We start from the raw sequence: 15764 nt of genomic DNA, 5'->3' as shown, positions 1-15764 counted from the left end.
CAACCTGAATTAATCCGGCGGGCAATTAATCCGGCTTGGCGGCTGGACAGGGGCCCAAAACTGGGTTGGGTTCAAGACCCGATCGCCCAATATCCCTGGAATCCCGCGCGATCCCAGGTGCTGCCAGGGGGAAATTGGCCCGACTTCGAGATTCCAGACGCTCCTTCAGGTGCTACTTCAACAGTTGCCGCACCGTGTCAATCAGCTCTTCCGGTTGGAAGGGCTTGGCGATGTAAGCATCGGCCCCTTGTTTCATGCCCCAGTAGCGATCGAACTCTTCGCTCTTGCTGGTGCAAAGCACCACGGGCACATCCTTTCGGTTGTTATCCGACTTCATCCAACGACAAAATTCATAGCCATTCATCCGGGGCATCACAATGTCTGTGATCACCAAATCCGGAGCACTGGCCTCAAATTGCACCTGTGCCTCTACCCCATCGCCCGCCAAAACCGTCGTCATGCCGTGTTTTTGGAGGAGTGCGGCAATCATCTCGCGCATCGTTGCGCTGTCATCGACAATTAGCACCTTACTCACGACATCCTCCTTCGCAGTTGGCGGCGGTTGCTGACCGCCATCCCTCGCAATCGGGCGAGTTAACCACCCATGATATGTACCACAACTTCGCGCGTGCGACCGTGCTGTCGATGTTCCCAGAGATAGATTCCCTGCCAAATCCCCAGTCCCAGTTGACCATGCACGATCGGAATTTGTTCAGAAGTGTGGGTCAAGGCGGTGCGAATGTGGGCCGGCATGTCGTCGGGCCCTTCGGCACTGTGTTGGTAGGGAGCCGATTCGGGGACGAGGCCGGCGAGGAAGGTTTCCAGGTCTTGCAACACGTCAGAATCGGCGTTTTCCTGGATCACCAGACTGGCGGAGGTATGCTGCACAAACAGCGTACAGAGGCCGGTGGTCACTCCCGATCGCGCCACCAGTTCCGCGATCGCGCTGGTGATGTTGTGCAACCGTTTGCCTTGGGTTGAAAGGCGCAGCACCTGTTGCACATGGGTCGTTTGCGATCGCTGGTCGATCGCCCCAACCGAAATGACAGTGGCGGAGGCGCTAGAACGACTCATGGAAACTGGAATAGGGACTGAAAAAGTTCTGCATGGAGCGATCGAAATATTTCAAAAAGCAATTCTTCACAAACAACCACGAACAATCACAAACAATTATTCATGGATCCGGATCGGTCGCTCTATTCCGATGCAAGACCGCCATCAAAAATAGGGTTGACATCCTCCCCACCGCAAGCGAACGGGGATTTCCAAACCTCACGATTTGGGTTTCTGCTTCATCATGCCAGCCCTCTGAGATTGGCTCTCTTCGGGTCTTGCGGTTGCTCCACAGACTGAAACCGCTAGCCCAGCGGCCACCTGTAATTTAGCATGCCCTGAAAGGGCGGGGTTTTAGACCCAAATTTTTCTATAAACCAATTTTTGGCGAGATTTATGGACAGGATTTCCGCCATTGACAGCTTCGGTTCACCAATTTTAGGTGAAGGCTGAGGGCTGGTTGGACGGTGGTTGGGCGGTGGCTTTAGGTGGTTATTTGGGACGATCGCTCCCAATCGTTCCAAGCGGCAACGGGGCAATGGAAGCCATGAATTTTTGGGATCCATAATCAAAAAGCTCGCCACCGCACGGAAAAATAGAGGCCATTTTCCTGCCAGGTGTCTTGGTCTGGGTTGTCCACCTCCACCAGGGGAATGGCATAGTCCAGGCGTGCTGTGAATCGATCGCCCTGTTGCCATCGGAGGCCCAACCCGAGACCAACGAGGGTTTGGGGATCGGGATCGGGCCGATCGCCCCGGTTCCAGCCGGTTCCCACATCCAGAAAGGGCACAATTTGCATCACCCCTTTAATTTTGGGCGCGCGAAACAGGGGCAGGCGCAATTCAGCCGATCCAAACAGCCCGCCATCGGTCAGCAGCAAGTCTTGGCGATAGCCCCGAACGCTTTCCAATCCCCCTAGGCCAAACTGCTCCACGGGCAGGAGCGGGCGATCGGCCCATTGGGCCTCACCCCGCACCAACAGCAGCGTATCGGGTGCAAATTGGCGCACCCATTGGGCTTGGCCACGCCAGGCCAAGAATTGACTATCGGGCGACTCGCGATTGATGGTGGAGTCAAGGGCATCCAGTCCCAAACTCAGTTGCGATCGCAAGGCCAAAACGTAGCTTTCGCTGCGACTGGTCCACTCGTGAAACCACCGCAGGGCAGTGACGCTGGTTTGTCCTTGGTCATCGGCTCCCGGGGAAAGGGGAAAGTCAATGCCGAGCAGGCTGGTTTGGCTGTCCAGGTGCGAGAGGGTCAAGCCCGTGACGACTTCATAGTTGGGCTGCTGCACCAGGGGGCGGCGATAGGTCAGTTCGTATTGGTAGGAGTCGGCTTGGATGTCGAGGGGGCCGAAGGGATCTTCAACAATGCTGCTGCCGGCCCATTGGAAGCGGGCCCCGATCGTGCTGTTGCGACTGTCGATCGGGATGGTGTAACTGGCTTCGATCGAGTCGCTGCCGTCGGTGTTGGTGTAGCTGAGGCTAATGCCATCGCCTAGCCCCAGTAAGTTGGCTTGGGTGATGGTGGCACGTCGCCGGACTGTGCCTACGCTGGGCGATCGCCCATTATCCACCGATAGATCGCCATGGAGGCTGTCGGCTTCCGTGAGGGTGACCCGCAGCAGGTTCGTGCCCGGCTCGGTTCCCGCCGAAAGCTCTGCGGAAACGGTTTCAATGAGCGGATCGACCTGCAACAGTTGCAGAGCGGTCAGCAGGCGATCGACCTGGAGCGGCGGTTGGGTGGCCCGCTCAATGCGCCGTTGTACGTAGCTGGGGCGCAGTCGCCGTAACCCCTGCACCTCGATCGCCTCTAGCCGACCTTCCAGCACCCGAATTTCTACAATGCCCTGGATCGGATCAATTTCCTGGGGCGGCAAAAAGGCTCCAGAGGTCTTGTAACCTTTGCTGACATATTGCTGTGTCACCGCCGATCGCGCTTCCAGCAACTCCGCAAAAGTGAGGGGGCGATTGGTGTAGGGCTGAAGCAGGGTCGCAAATTCACTATCTGTGAAAATCGTACTGCCCGTGACCCGAAAGGCCTTCACGACAATTTGACCGGGAATCGGCGGCAGGTCAGAAGGGGAGGCGGGCTGCTCGATCGGGGGCGGCTGCAAAGTGGGCGGGGGCTGGCCTGGCTCCGGAATGGTGATCGGATCCGGGAGGCGATCGGGACGGGGCAACGGGGGAGTTTGGGCGATGGCCGTCACGGCCCCACCGCCCAAACAGCCCAAGCTCGCCAGCGATCCCAGCAACCACCGCCGATGGAGATCCGCGCAATGCCTGAAAGGAGGCTTCAAGTCACGGTTCTTCTGGTTCAATTTTGACTTCAATAGGAGGGCGCTAAAGACTAAAGATCTGAAGACTTGGGATCTCAAAGCTAGAGATCTCAAGGCTGAAGATCTAAGCACTGGCAATCTAAGCGCTGGAAATTGCAAAGCTAGATATCGCAAAGCTAGATATCGCAAGGCCATAGGTTAAGAGACTGATCGACCAAACGATCGCACCAACCGTAACAGATCAGTCAATCGGGGTCGAGTCATCTGCAATCCTTGGCCACAACCCGTTTGTGCTCAAAAGTGGGTAACGGGGTTGCTCCAAAACCGTCCAGCGCAATCATGCTTGGCAGAAGGTGTCGATCTAGCGCTTGCATTGCTCAAAACGGGCGATCGCCAGGACTGTCAGGTCGGCCAATCCCGGGCCTTGGTGGGTGCTGGCCGCATTGGGTAGGCTGCCGGGCGGAGGCAGGGGCGCGGGAGCCTCCTGGGCTGCCCACTCCTGGGCTAGGCTCATGGGGGCGGCCATGGTGGCCAGACGAGATTGGGTGCGCAATCCCAACTGACCATCGCTATAGTCACTCCAAAGGCGATCGACCTCCAGCAACAAATCACAGTCCGTCTGCATCAGGCTGTCCACCTGAGCGTTAGGAGCCAAAATTTGCCAAGTCAAGGCATTGGCCGTTTGCCATTGGCCGCTGGCCAACTGCTCCGCAAGACGGCTGAGGGTCTCGTTGCGAGGCCGCATGACCACCAAGGCCGCAGCCCCAGCCCAAAGCAGAATCGCAAGGACTGATAAACGCTTGAAATTCACGGCCGATGTCATGACTGTTCCCGGTTGCCCCTCCATTGCGCCAGGACAATTGGCTGCCTCAGCGGTTGTTAGTGTAGTGGCCGCTGGACTTGGGTAAGTTGACACGAGTGAACGATGCTGGGGGCTGTTTAACAACATAAGAAGCTCGTCTGCGAGAGAGCCTTGAGCGATCGCTGCTGCTGAGGCTAAGCAACCAATCCCTTCTGTTTATTCATTCTGAGGAAAAATCAGACTATCCGAATAATCTGGCATTCATTTTTGAACCATTTGAATACAGACTTTTCACATTGGAGAAAATTGCTTGATGTCCTTATCATTACCGATTCCTGACTGGTTTGAGGGCGATCGCGTTGGCGAAGTTTGGCGTGTACCCTATGCCCAACTGGCCACCAAGGCTCAACAATGGGCGAAGGCAAACCAAATTACACCGGCACAGGAGGATTCGCAACGGATTGCCCTGTTAATGATTGATGTGCAAAATACGTTCTGCATCCCTGACTTTGAGTTATTTGTGGGCGGGCGATCGGGACAAGGTGCAGTCGAAGATAATGTTCGCCTATGTCAATTTATTTACCGAAATTTGAGCCTACTCACGGAACTCATTCCCACCTTGGATACCCATGGAGTTGCTCAAATTTTCCATCCGATCTTTTGGGTAGATGCTGAAGGGAACCATCCTGAACCCCTGACTAACATTGATTGGGAAGCAGTCAAAACCGGCCGTTGGCGACCCAACCCCCAATTACAAGCCAATTTCCTGCCTTCTGCTGACTCCATCAGCCAAAGTGCATTCCCCGATCGCTCGGCACAAACCGAGGGAATGCGTTGCGACTTGGCCGCCTATGCCGCTCATTACACCCAAACCCTGGAAGCTTTAGGAAAATATCCGCTGACCATTTGGCCCTACCATTCTTTGCTGGGCGGAATTGGCCATGCGCTAGTTTCGGCCGTTGAAGCTGCCTGTTTTACCCATGCCATTGCTCGACAAGTCCCAACCCGATTTGAGCTTAAGGGTAGCCATCCCTTAACGGAAAATTATTCCATTCTCAGTCCTGAAATTCTCAGTGATGAACATCAACAACCGATCGCCCAAAAGAATCAGGCCCTGATTCAGCATCTTTTTAATTTTGATGCGGTGATTATTGCTGGGCAAGCTAAGAGCCACTGCGTTGCTTGGACAGTGGCTGATTTTTTAAAGGAAATTCAAACCCAAAAACCGGAGTTTGTCGATCGAGTCTATCTACTCGAAGATTGCATGTCGCCCGTGGTGGTTCCCGGGGTAGTTGATTTCACGGAATTGGCCGAGCAAACTTTCCAAAACTTTGCTTTAGCGGGAATGCATTTGGTACGGTCTACGGACTCGATCGAGCAATGGCCCCTTTTCAATCACTAGTCACTCCAGACGAGTCATCCAAGGCGAATCCCCTCAGGCCAATCATCCAATTCTGGAACCAGTGCTGAAGTCGTTTCAACAGTCATTTCAGCAAAATGGTAAACTCAACATGGCTTCCCAAAAAATAGCTCATTCAACTTCCGCTTCTGCCCATGACTGTTCCCACCTCTGCCCTGCCGGAATCCTTGGCTAAGTTAGTTCAGCGATTTTCCCGAGTTACCAATCCTAAGCAAGGTTACGAGCAACTTATCTGGTTTTCAAAACGGCTTCCTGAGCTAGATGAAGCGGATCGTAGCCCTGAGAATAAGGTTCATGGCTGCACTTCTCAGGTGTATGTGGCTTCAGCACTGACCGATGGCAAAGTTTGGTATCGGGGGGATTCTGATTCACAACTGGTGAAAGGCTTGGTGGCATTTTTAGTTGAGGGATTGAATGGCTTAACACCGGATGTGATCATTGCTTTGAAGCCGGATTTCATTCAGCAAACAAAGCTCAATGCTAGCCTGACTCCTTCGCGGGCTAATGGGTTTTTCAATATTTTCAAAAAGATGCAAGATCAGGCGCGATCGCTTCAGTCAGAGTCCCATGCGGATTTGAGTGCTTTGGGTTCATTGTCCTCCCCACCGAACCTTGAACCTAATCATGAAGCTCCTGAAAAAGTGACTGATTGAGCTGTTAATGAATACTCAATGATCCAAACGTGGTGATGCAAACACGGTAACGCAAACGCAATGAACCAAGTGTGATGAACCAAGTGCGATGAACCAAGTGCGATGACTCAAACGGTTGCCTATATTTATCATGACCCCATTTTGGAGTCGGTCACAGAGCCGATCGATTGGGAAGTTGATGTGCAAAATCTATATGTGGACTTGGGCGATCGGCAAGCGTTGGGGCAGCTCATGCAGTTGGTGAAGCAGGGAGTAATTCACACGCTTCTCATTCGACAAATTCGCGACCTAGGCGACTCGATCGAGTCCATTCTCCACGTTTTGAATCAGTTAGAACATGCTAAGGTGGCGCTGCGGGTGATGCAGGGTGACCTCCCCAAGGGAACCGATTCTAACTGGATTCAACAGTTGCAATGGCTTCAGGAACTGAATCAAGACCAGCACCGACAGGCCATTCAAAAAGGCCATGCTCGTAATCGGTTAGCAGCCTTGCCGCCGCCGGGTCGCGCTCCCTTTGGCTATCGACGGGGTAAGGATCGGTATGTCATCGATCGCGCGGCGGCCAGTATCGTGAAAGATTTTTTTGAGAACTTTTTACTCTACGGTTCCTTGCGGGGAGCGGTGCGGTTTATTAACCAAAAACATCAAAAGAAAATTTCAATTTCGACGGGTCGTAATTGGCTAACCAATCCTGCCTATCGAGGTGATCTAGCCTATAAAAATGGTGATGTAATTTTGAATACGCATCCCCCGCTGGTGTCTCGCGAAGAAGCGGCCCAGGTCGATCGACTCTTGCGACGTAATCAGACCTTGGCTCCTAAAACGGCCAGCGCTGCGCGTTCCTTGGCGGGGTTGGTGAGTTGTGCCCAATGCCAAGCAAAATTAGCCGTAACTTCCACTCGATCGCGGGGATCCAAAACCCCTAACTATCTTTACTTGCGCCCCAATCCCTGCGGAAAAGGCCAATCAGCTCCCGATCGATGCCCTCTCGCGGACTATGACCAGGTTTTGAAGAAAACAATTCAGCGCATTTGTCGAGAATTGCCACAACGAGTGAGTCAGGCGCAGTTACCCAATATTGAGCAATTAAAGTCCCAAATTCAACAACAACTTCAAGCCCAGGAAGCGCGCCTAACCCAGCTCATTCAGCTTAAGGAAAATGGAATTTTGGATGAAAATACATTGCAAATTCGTTCCTATCAAATTCGAGTCGAAATGGGAACTTTGCAAGATCGACTCTCGCAATTGCCCCCTGCCAGCTTATCGATGATTTCCCGATCGGTTTCAATTCCAGAATTTTGGCAAGATCTATCCGAAGCTGAACGGCGTTTTTACTTTCGCGAATTCCTGAAAGGTATCTGGCTAACTTATTCAGCAAAGGGAAAGGGGCAACCAACTTGGCGTGTGCAATCTTTGGACTTTGTTTTTTAAAATCTTTTAAAAGTATTTTAAAAATACTTAAAATCCGAATTGACAATTAAGAAAATTTCTAAAGATCAAATATTGATATTTTTCTGGTTTCATTGATGAGTGAAAGCCAGGAAATTTAGTCTTTTGTTTCCATGACTGACTTTGAATAAACTCTGTCGATCTGAAATAGATTTTGAATAATCTTAGGGTTTTCGGTGACTACTAATTGATAGATTTTGAATAATCTTAGGGTTTTCGGTGACTACTAATTGGGTGTTTACGCTGCTATTTAAACTGACCTCAAAATCAAATCTTAAACAAATTTTGCGTATTTTTACTTTCTCGTAAAATAAATTGCCTATCTCCACAACTTATAAACCGCTGTCTATAATGTCGCTTGTGGGGCGGCTTGATCGTAGGTTAAAAGCTGATTGTTTAGGCTTTTGATTAGGCTTAAACTTCGATATTCAATGACAGTACTAGCGCTTTAGGTAGATCTATGTTTACGTTTTTTCTAATGCTATTGATTGGTGGTGGCGCAGCCTTTGCCGCCTTGAAAAGTGATGATTTACCCGCACCATTACCTATTCGATGGGCCGTACGGGGCGGCGGCGGCTTTGTGGCAGTTTTTGTGGCGCTCTATGTCATTAGTCGTTTCGTTGCGAATGTACCGACGGGAAGTGTTGGTGTGCGCGATTCCTTGGGCAATGTGGAAGAGAGTCCATTGTTGCCCGGGTTGCATTTCAACACTCCTTTTTCGCGAGTGGTGATGTTTTCAACACGCTTAAAAAATATTCAAGAAGGTATTGAAGCAACATCCCAAGAGGGTTTGATTTTTGATTTGAATGTTAGCTTGCAATATCGGATTGATCCGCGAAAAGTATCCCAAGTTTATCGAACTATTGGCACAAGTGAGTCAGAAATTGTTGTGTCTCGATTTCGGGCAATTGTTCGCTCAATTACGGCATTACATCCAGCCGAGTCTATTTATTCAACCAAGCGGACAATGATTGCTGAAGAAATGCGCCGACAGTTGGCACAACAACTGGAGCCTTTGGGATTTGTGGTGGAAGCGGCTCTGTTGCGAGAAGTGAAACTGCCGGAAACTGTCCAAGCAGCGATTCAACAGAAACTAAAAATTGAACAAGAAAGCAAGCAAATGGAATTTGTGCTGTCAAAAACCCGTCAAGAGGCTCAACGAAAACAAATTGAGGCCCAGGCGATCGCCAACTATAATCGAACGGTCGCTCAGGGCTTGACCAATCAAGTCATTCAATTGAAGCAAATTGAAGCCATGCAAAGTCTAGCGGAATCCAAAAATACAAAGGTAATCATCACCAATGGCAATTCACCGATTTTGGTTTCTCCAGGTGGTAATTAGTGCAAGGCCAAGAGACCTGTAATTGATTGCTGTCGAGTTAGATCGGTTCGATCGAGCAATCTATTGAATTGAGTTATGACTTGTGCTAAATCAATTTGCTGAGAAGCTGTGACCCGAAATTACCTATAATCTTGAGACTCTATTGATTAAGCATCTGAATTGGCGACACAAATGTCGGAACCCACCATGGCAGCGGATGAGCGCCACCTCGATCGCCCATTGAATTCAGCTTCAGAAGGTGCGAATTTTACGCCTAAGCTGATTGTGATTGTGGGGCCAACAGCTTCGGGCAAGTCTGCCTTAGCGATCGAGCTAGCACGGTCTCTGAATTCCGTCATTTTGGGAGCAGATTCTCGTCAGATTTATCGCAATTTTGATATTGGAACTGCCAAGCCGTCATTGAGCGATCGCGCGGTGGTTGTCCACGAGTTAATTGACATTTGTGATCCGGTTGAGGTCTTCACAGTTGCTGAGTTTCAGTCTCAAGCAAATCAACTGATTAATCATTATCATCAACGTCAAATAATTCCTCTTTTGGTTGGAGGAACCGGACTTTATATTAAGTCTGTGGTTCGAGGGCTGCGTATTCCCCAAGTGCCGCCCCAGCCAACCTTGCGATCGCAATTGGAGCAACTGACTCGTCTCGATCGCCGCCAACTTTTGTTGGCTGTTGATCCTGTTTCTGCCCAGCAAATTCATGAGCGTGATGATGTGCGAACCATCCGGGCACTGGAGGTTTTTTATGCCACAGGTCAGCCTATTTCTAGCCTGCAAGGGGAAGCTCCTCCCGCTTATCCAATTTTGCAGATTGGCCTAGACTGCCTCGGTGCTAAGAGTTTGAATGGACTGATTGCTAGCTTGCGATCAACTACCGATTCAATCGGTTCAAAGATGTCGATCGAGCAACTCGATCGTTCCCAAATCCATTCTCAAAATTCTTCGCGCAAGCGACCTAAAAATCATAGAAAAGAAAAGTCAGCCCCAGATGAAAATGATCGGCTATGGCAGCGAATTCAACAACGCACTCACTCGATGTTTGAGCAAGGGTTTGTGGATGAAGTTCATCAGTTAGTGAAACTTTATGGTCAAGATTTGCCCCTATTTCAAACCCTGGGCTATCGCGAAGTCTTGCAAGCAATGAATGGCGAAATAACCTGGATAGAAGCAGAACAGTTAACCGCTGTTCATACTCGCCAATTTGCAAAACGGCAGCGCACTTGGTTTCGAGCAGATCCTAACATTTATTGGTTGGATGCAGATCACCCAAGGCTCTTGGAAATGGCTATGGGGTTGGTGCAAAACTTCTTGAGTGACAGTAAAAAAATCGATCAAAATTCTTGATTGAGTTGATGCAAAAAAGTAGATCAAAAAAATGACAAACGCTAATCAAATTAACCAAAAGTCAACTAGAGATTAATCAAAACTCAATTAGAAATCATAATCAATAACTAGTCAAATTTCTGAATCTTCCTTAAGAAGACGACAACCTTGGTTCTTGAGAAATAGTGTAGGTGGTTTGGATAATTCCTTCCATGTTGTTACTTCGATCCAGGCTATTACAATCAAGAGAACCCGGCGCAAGATGATTAGCTTCTGGATTTTGAAATTCCGGAAGTTCGCTCCAATTTTGAGGTAAAGAAATATGAAAAGTGCTACCTTTTCCTAGTTCACTGGTAACCCAAATTTGTCCGCCATGTTGCTCCACAATCCGACGACAAAGGGTTAGGCTAACACCCAGTCCGCCACGCGATCGGGAGTCGGAGGAGTCTACTTGATAGAAGGGTTCAAAGATTTGCTCTAGGTCTGTGGGGGGAATGCCGCAGCCATGGTCAGTGATATGAAAAATCACATCCTGCGGCGAAACGGTGACCGCAAATCCTAAGACTGAGCCAGGCGATGAAAACTTGATGGCATTATCTAAAATGCGATCGAACAAATCTAAAATGGCATCGGGATCCGCCCAAACGGTTAGATCATCGGGAATTGAATAGGTAATGGATAAATTTTGAGCTTGTAATCGATTGACCACGCGATCGTAGGCTCGATTGGCCAAGTCTTGAACCCAACAGCGTTGTTTGGCCAGGCTTTCGGTAGAGGCTAAATCGGCCAATCGCAACACCACATCAATCGCTTGCCCCAGCCGTTCTGCACTGCGCAGGGCCACCGCAATTAATTGTTGTCCTTGCATGGATTGCAAATCACAACGCCCCGTGGCCAAAAGCTTAATTGCACCCTGCAAAGAACTGAAGGGGGTGCGTAACTCGTGGCTCACGATCGAGACAAATTCATCCTTCATCCGCTCGATCGCCTTGTATTGGGTAATGTTGCGACACATCAGCCGCACACCATCACCCAACTTGCAGGCATCCACCCGAAACCAACTGTTCAGTCGCCGATCGAACACCTCGCGCGATTGGTTCGCCTCCTCCGCCACCACCGGCAGTAACCAGGTGAATAACTCTTGGCTGGCCCTTGCCGCCTGCTCCACCTCCGACTCGCCCATCACCACCGGCTCCGCACTAAACGGCACGGCCGCCCGTGCTCCCGGATCCGTGCCATGGGCCAGCAAACTACGCTGGGCCAGCACCGCCGCCGAGCAGCCCGTTGCCCGCTCCGCCGCCGGATTCACCAACCGCCACTGGAAATTCACCACCCGATCGCGGTCATCACGCACCACCTGCAACACCGCGATCGCGTCCGGCGACAGGTTCAACACATCCATCAAAAACGATTGGGAATCCGCCAGCCGCAACTCCGCCTGTTTCCGTTCGATCGCATAGCGCATCGATCGCACCAGCAGCGTGGGCGAAATTTCCCCCTTAATTAAATAGTCTTGGGCTCCCAACCGCAGGGCATCAACCCCCGCCTGCTCATCACCCGTTGCCGTCAACACCACCACGGGAATCGTGGGTTGGGCGGCCTGAAGTTGGCGCAGCGTCCCCAGCCCCACTGAATCCGGCAACGATAAATCCAGCAACGTCACATCAAAACGCTGCTGTCGAATGCAAACCAGCGCCTCTGCCAAGGTGCTCACCGCCACCAGATCAACCCCCGACAGCAAAAACTCCGCCTTCCGCAGCATGAGTTGCACAAGGCGAACGTCGATCGGGCTGTCTTCAACCAGCAACACCCGTGGCGAAAACAGCGAGGTCGATTGGTTGAGCAAGGGATTGCCCTGAGATGCAGAATCAGAAAACGTCATACGCCCGACTGTTTGGGCCTGGTACAGCACTTGCAGAGCCACATAAGTTGCACAGAAGCAGCAGACAACATCGCTACCCGAAAAACTTTTGAATTTTAACTGTGATCGACAGGCTCCCTAGTTCATCTTATGCGTTCCCCTGAATTGTCCCCATCGTTTATTGCCTGACCCGCAATCCGATTCGTGATGGGAGCCACCCGATTCGCAATCGCCAAACCCTGGTTTCACCTTTCTTTCAGATTCAATTTTATTTGCACAGGGAGATGAGATGCACCTGATCAGAGACAAATTTGAGCGTCTCCTGTCATCCAGCCACAGAGAATTGATTCGGTATTAACAGAGGATTTAACAAAAATCTGATGAATGAAGCAGTTAAATCAAGTACTTTGGTCTGGAGGATAGAGGTAGCTCCAAATAACAAATCGCTCCATGGCAATGTTTGAATTGCAACGGGATCGCGACATAATCATCAAGCCTTCAACTACACCCGCAATTACGACAGTGCAACCGCCATCGTTTATACCATCATTACGCGAAGTTCCGTATTAGTCATCAGGGAAATACTGCACGCGGGGCCATGGTCGCTACTGGTTGTGGGCAGGTCACCCTCACTCAGTTTCCCCAAGCAACGGGCGGCTGGTAGAAATTGTCCAGTCTTCCCCTCCATTACAGCATTTGAACCCTCCCGCCGCTCGGGATCCGCTCGATCGCCCTGAAGTGCGCCATCATCTGCCCCGATCGCTAATTCAGTGACCATCAGTCCATCCCAAAATAGTTCGATCTTAAAAGTTCTTTCAATAAATCACTTATGATAATTCTTATTGGGTATCTAATTGGATGTTTGACGAATTCTGATCCATCAGGATCTTGTCTGTATGTTGCTCGTGCTTGGGTTGCAAAATTTGCTCAACAGCCTTGGAAACCATCTCGAAAACTATTTGTCATGGAAATTGATCATTATTAAAAGAACTTAACTGAAATTTTGATTCAAAGCATCAATTTAAATTTGCAATATCAGATTGCAATTTTTGATTTGTATCAGCTTCTGGCTTATTCTTGTCAGCAAACTTGTTGTCAGCAAGCTTGCCAAAGATCAAAACTTGATGCAGCGCTATCAATTCATGATTGACTAATTTTGAATGTGTTTGTTTTTGTGAGCTTTTTCAAAAAGATGAAAAATCGCATCTTTTCAAGAAATTCTTGACAATCAATATCAAAACAAAATTTAAAAAATTGCAAAAATATTCAAAATAATTTCATATTCTAAATTGAACATTGCTCGAAATTGCTTGATAAAGCTGAAGAGAGCTTGAGGTGTTCAGCTAATCTCAAAAATGCCTCATATACCTATGGAATTTCGCGCAATTCTCGACTTTTTCACCTTTTCTGCCTAGTCTGGCATTGAACAGCGGTGGATCCACGATACCTATTAGAGCGAGTTTGGATAATGTTTCTCATTTCTGACTCAGAGTTATTACCCAGGGCGATCGACTTACCCGAACCAAACCCATCCGACTCCCCTTCCCCCGCTCTTGCAACAGCCTCTTTGCCCGCCCACGCACCTGCTAACCTACCCGCTAATTTGTCTGCAAATCTGCCCCCAAATTTGCCCCAAAGTTTACCCACAAGCAACCACCTCAATGTCAAAGATCATCTGAAAAATACCGCCAACACAAACAGCAATACCAACATCAACACCAACACCAGCGTTTCTCTGGGGTACGAATTGCGGGCCTCCCTCGCCTCAATTCACGGGGCCCTGCGACTGCTCACCAGGGATCAAGACTTGGTGACCGATCCCAACGCGCGGCGGCTGTTGCGAATTGCCATGTCTAATACGCATCGGTTGCTGAGTTTGGCCGTTGCGATCGAGGGCGAAACCCAACAACCCAACGTCCTTACAACCGCCGCGATCGAACGCCTCAGGCTGGCCAACGAACTGCAAGGGGCGGCTGAGCGGGGAGAATTTGTGCTGGTTTACCAACCCGTGATTTGCTTAGGCAGCGGGCGCACCGTGGGCTTGGAAGCGTTGGTGCGCTGGGAACATCCCTCCCGAGGATTGATGCAGCCCAATAGTTTCATCGCGATCGCCGAAAGTAGCGGTTTCATTGCTGAATTGGGCCTGTGGGTCATTCGGGAAGCCTGCACCCAGCTTCGTCACTGGCAACTAACGGGGATGATTGACTCAAATTTGTGGGTTAGCGTGAACCTCTCCCCCTGCCAATTGTTGGAACCGAACCTGCTGGGGCAGTGTGAAGCCATCTTGCGCGAAACAGAATTACCCCCCCACTGTTTACACCTGGAGCTAACGGAATCCGTTGCTTTGGACTTGGGCATGGATGTGCTGGCAATTTTGCGAGGATTCCGGCAACTGGGCATTGCGATCTATGTGGATGACTTCGGCACGGGCTATTCCTCCTTGGCCCGACTCCATGAGTTCCCGATCGATGCGCTAAAGATCGATCGCTCATTTATCCTGCGGGAGCAGTGGGAAATTGTGCGGATGATTGCGCTTTTGGCCGATCACCTGGGGATTCAAATTGTGGCCGAGGGGATTGAGTCGGTACACCATCTGCACACACTCCAAGGCTTGGGGTGTCAGATGGCCCAAGGATTTTTAATTTCGCGCCCTTTGGATGCGGCGGCGGTGATTGACTTCATTCAAGATCTGGACTCCTAGGGAATCGCAACTTGATGAATCGAGTCACTCATTAGCCAACTTAACGATCAACGCATATAGCTAGATTTGTCTAAAAACCGAATAGCCAGCAGCGGCTAATTGTCCAGGGGGTCGTTCTTTAGCCGTTGCTGGCAAGTTCACCAGTTACAAATTTACGGATTATGAGTCCATCATTCAAGGCTGTCGGTTTGGAAGCATAAACACAGCTCCAGCAGCTATTACAAGCCCAATTATTGAAACTGTGCACTAGATCACATCCATGATCGTCACTTAGCTCCTAATATAGCTACCGTTTATGGAATTGCTGTTCAGCCCTGTTGCAATCACGAAGGCAAAACCACTGCCTAACCTAGCGATCTTTGAACTTGCGAATTGAGTGCTGTTCCCCTTCCAAATTTTCACTACTGGGCTATTTGCCAACCCCTTAAGCGTCTTGCATCAAGTCTGAACACCAACCTACTCACTGCTCAGCCTAAAGATTAATCCAGAATTCAAACCGAAAACCCTATTGGACAAGAGTCAAAATTGGTTTGAATTCAGTATTAACGCTTAATGATCGAGAGTTGAAATGATCGCTCTTGGCATAACCTTGACTGAGTAATAGGCTCCGTAGCTGACGGGTGCTAATTGTCACATGCTAGCAACCAATTAGTTGAACGATCGATCATCCTTTCCGAGTTTTTCACGATTTTTTCCTAAAATCCTGTGCGCAACTTGGGAGTGTTTCTGCAAAATCGACAATGCTTCTAATCAACTCTAAATGAGGAAAAAGGCTGATCAACGGATGCCTGAAAATGCTTGAAAATCATGTAATTATTTACCAAATCTTAAAGAACCAGAATGCAAATCGACTACTGAGTTAGTTTCAAGATTGATCATAAGAGT

10 protein-coding genes and 1 pseudogene are annotated in these 15764 nt (G+C 49.8%); 6 read left to right on the top strand and 5 right to left on the bottom strand.

Features of this window, described 5'->3' with window-relative positions; genetic code table 11:
• Positions 1-172: 172 nt before the first annotated feature.
• The 4 genes from AC2IAX_RS06745 to AC2IAX_RS06730 all read right to left on the bottom strand — a co-directional run bounded on the left by AC2IAX_RS06745 (position 173) and on the right by AC2IAX_RS06730 (position 4154).
• Positions 173-535, bottom strand: coding sequence for a response regulator transcription factor (locus tag AC2IAX_RS06745; protein ID WP_099534967.1), 363 nt, complete (start codon positions 533-535; stop codon positions 173-175).
• A 59-nt stretch (positions 536-594) separates the two neighbouring features.
• Positions 595-1074: a secondary thiamine-phosphate synthase enzyme YjbQ gene (locus tag AC2IAX_RS06740; protein ID WP_494389884.1), complete on the bottom strand. Its 480-nt coding sequence runs from the start codon at positions 1072-1074 to the stop codon at positions 595-597.
• Positions 1075-1621: 547 nt separating this feature from the next.
• Complete coding sequence (locus AC2IAX_RS06735; RefSeq protein ID WP_494389883.1) at positions 1622-3307, bottom strand: ShlB/FhaC/HecB family hemolysin secretion/activation protein; 1686 nt, start codon at positions 3305-3307, stop codon at positions 1622-1624.
• A 385-nt stretch (positions 3308-3692) separates the two neighbouring features.
• Complete coding sequence (locus AC2IAX_RS06730) at positions 3693-4154, bottom strand: hypothetical protein (protein ID WP_494389882.1); 462 nt, start codon at positions 4152-4154, stop codon at positions 3693-3695.
• Between the two features lie 292 nt (positions 4155-4446).
• Here AC2IAX_RS06730 and AC2IAX_RS06725 point away from each other — a divergent pair, with 292 nt between their 5' ends.
• From AC2IAX_RS06725 to miaA, 5 genes and pseudogenes are all read left to right on the top strand, one after another.
• Positions 4447-5535 carry an isochorismatase gene (locus AC2IAX_RS06725; RefSeq protein WP_494389881.1) on the top strand — a complete coding sequence of 363 codons (1089 nt, stop codon included), beginning with the start codon at positions 4447-4449 and terminating at the stop codon, positions 5533-5535.
• A gap of 152 nt (positions 5536-5687) precedes the next feature.
• Positions 5688-6116 (top strand): annotated as a pseudogene (locus AC2IAX_RS06720) (SufE family protein); the annotation flags it as partial.
• Between the two features lie 192 nt (positions 6117-6308).
• The gene (locus AC2IAX_RS06715; protein WP_494389880.1) at positions 6309-7637 is read left to right on the top strand and encodes a recombinase family protein; all 1329 of its coding nucleotides are present in this window, start codon (positions 6309-6311) and stop codon (positions 7635-7637) included.
• 478 nt (positions 7638-8115) lie between these two features.
• On the top strand, positions 8116-8997 hold the full coding sequence (locus AC2IAX_RS06710; RefSeq protein ID WP_494389879.1) for a prohibitin family protein: 882 nt from the start codon (positions 8116-8118) through the stop codon (positions 8995-8997).
• A 186-nt stretch (positions 8998-9183) separates the two neighbouring features.
• Positions 9184-10338 (top strand): tRNA (adenosine(37)-N6)-dimethylallyltransferase MiaA, encoded by a 1155-nt coding sequence (miaA, locus tag AC2IAX_RS06705; RefSeq protein ID WP_494390306.1) that lies wholly within the window; start codon positions 9184-9186, stop codon positions 10336-10338.
• Between the two features lie 130 nt (positions 10339-10468).
• Here miaA and AC2IAX_RS06700 read toward each other — a convergent pair whose 3' ends face one another.
• Complete coding sequence (locus tag AC2IAX_RS06700; protein ID WP_494389878.1) at positions 10469-12199, bottom strand: sensor histidine kinase; 1731 nt, start codon at positions 12197-12199, stop codon at positions 10469-10471.
• 1447 nt (positions 12200-13646) lie between these two features.
• Between AC2IAX_RS06700 and AC2IAX_RS06695 the strand changes: the two genes are divergently transcribed.
• Positions 13647-14879, top strand: coding sequence for a putative bifunctional diguanylate cyclase/phosphodiesterase (locus AC2IAX_RS06695; protein WP_494389877.1), 1233 nt, complete (start codon positions 13647-13649; stop codon positions 14877-14879).
• Positions 14880-15764 lie beyond the last annotated feature (885 nt).

Source organism: Limnothrix sp. HT2024 (genome assembly GCF_059138625.1).
Note: the sequence above shows the minus strand (reverse complement) of the source record. Positions and strands in the feature narration are given on the sequence as shown.

Bases quoted from the DNA above. Each gene is read 5' to 3' on its own strand.
- AC2IAX_RS06740 (WP_494389884.1), bottom strand. From the start codon at position 1,074: ATGAGTCGTTCTAGCGCCTCCGCCACTGTCATTTCGGTTGGGGCGATC.
- AC2IAX_RS06730 (WP_494389882.1), bottom strand. From the start codon at position 4,154: ATGACATCGGCCGTGAATTTCAAGCGTTTATCAGTCCTTGCGATTCTG.
- AC2IAX_RS06725 (WP_494389881.1), top strand. From the start codon at position 4,447: ATGTCCTTATCATTACCGATTCCTGACTGGTTTGAGGGCGATCGCGTT.
- AC2IAX_RS06715 (WP_494389880.1), top strand. From the start codon at position 6,309: ATGACTCAAACGGTTGCCTATATTTATCATGACCCCATTTTGGAGTCG.
- AC2IAX_RS06710 (WP_494389879.1), top strand. From the start codon at position 8,116: ATGTTTACGTTTTTTCTAATGCTATTGATTGGTGGTGGCGCAGCCTTT.
- miaA (WP_494390306.1), top strand. From the start codon at position 9,184: ATGGCAGCGGATGAGCGCCACCTCGATCGCCCATTGAATTCAGCTTCA.
- AC2IAX_RS06700 (WP_494389878.1), bottom strand. From the start codon at position 12,199: ATGACGTTTTCTGATTCTGCATCTCAGGGCAATCCCTTGCTCAACCAA.
- AC2IAX_RS06695 (WP_494389877.1), top strand. From the start codon at position 13,647: ATGTTTCTCATTTCTGACTCAGAGTTATTACCCAGGGCGATCGACTTA.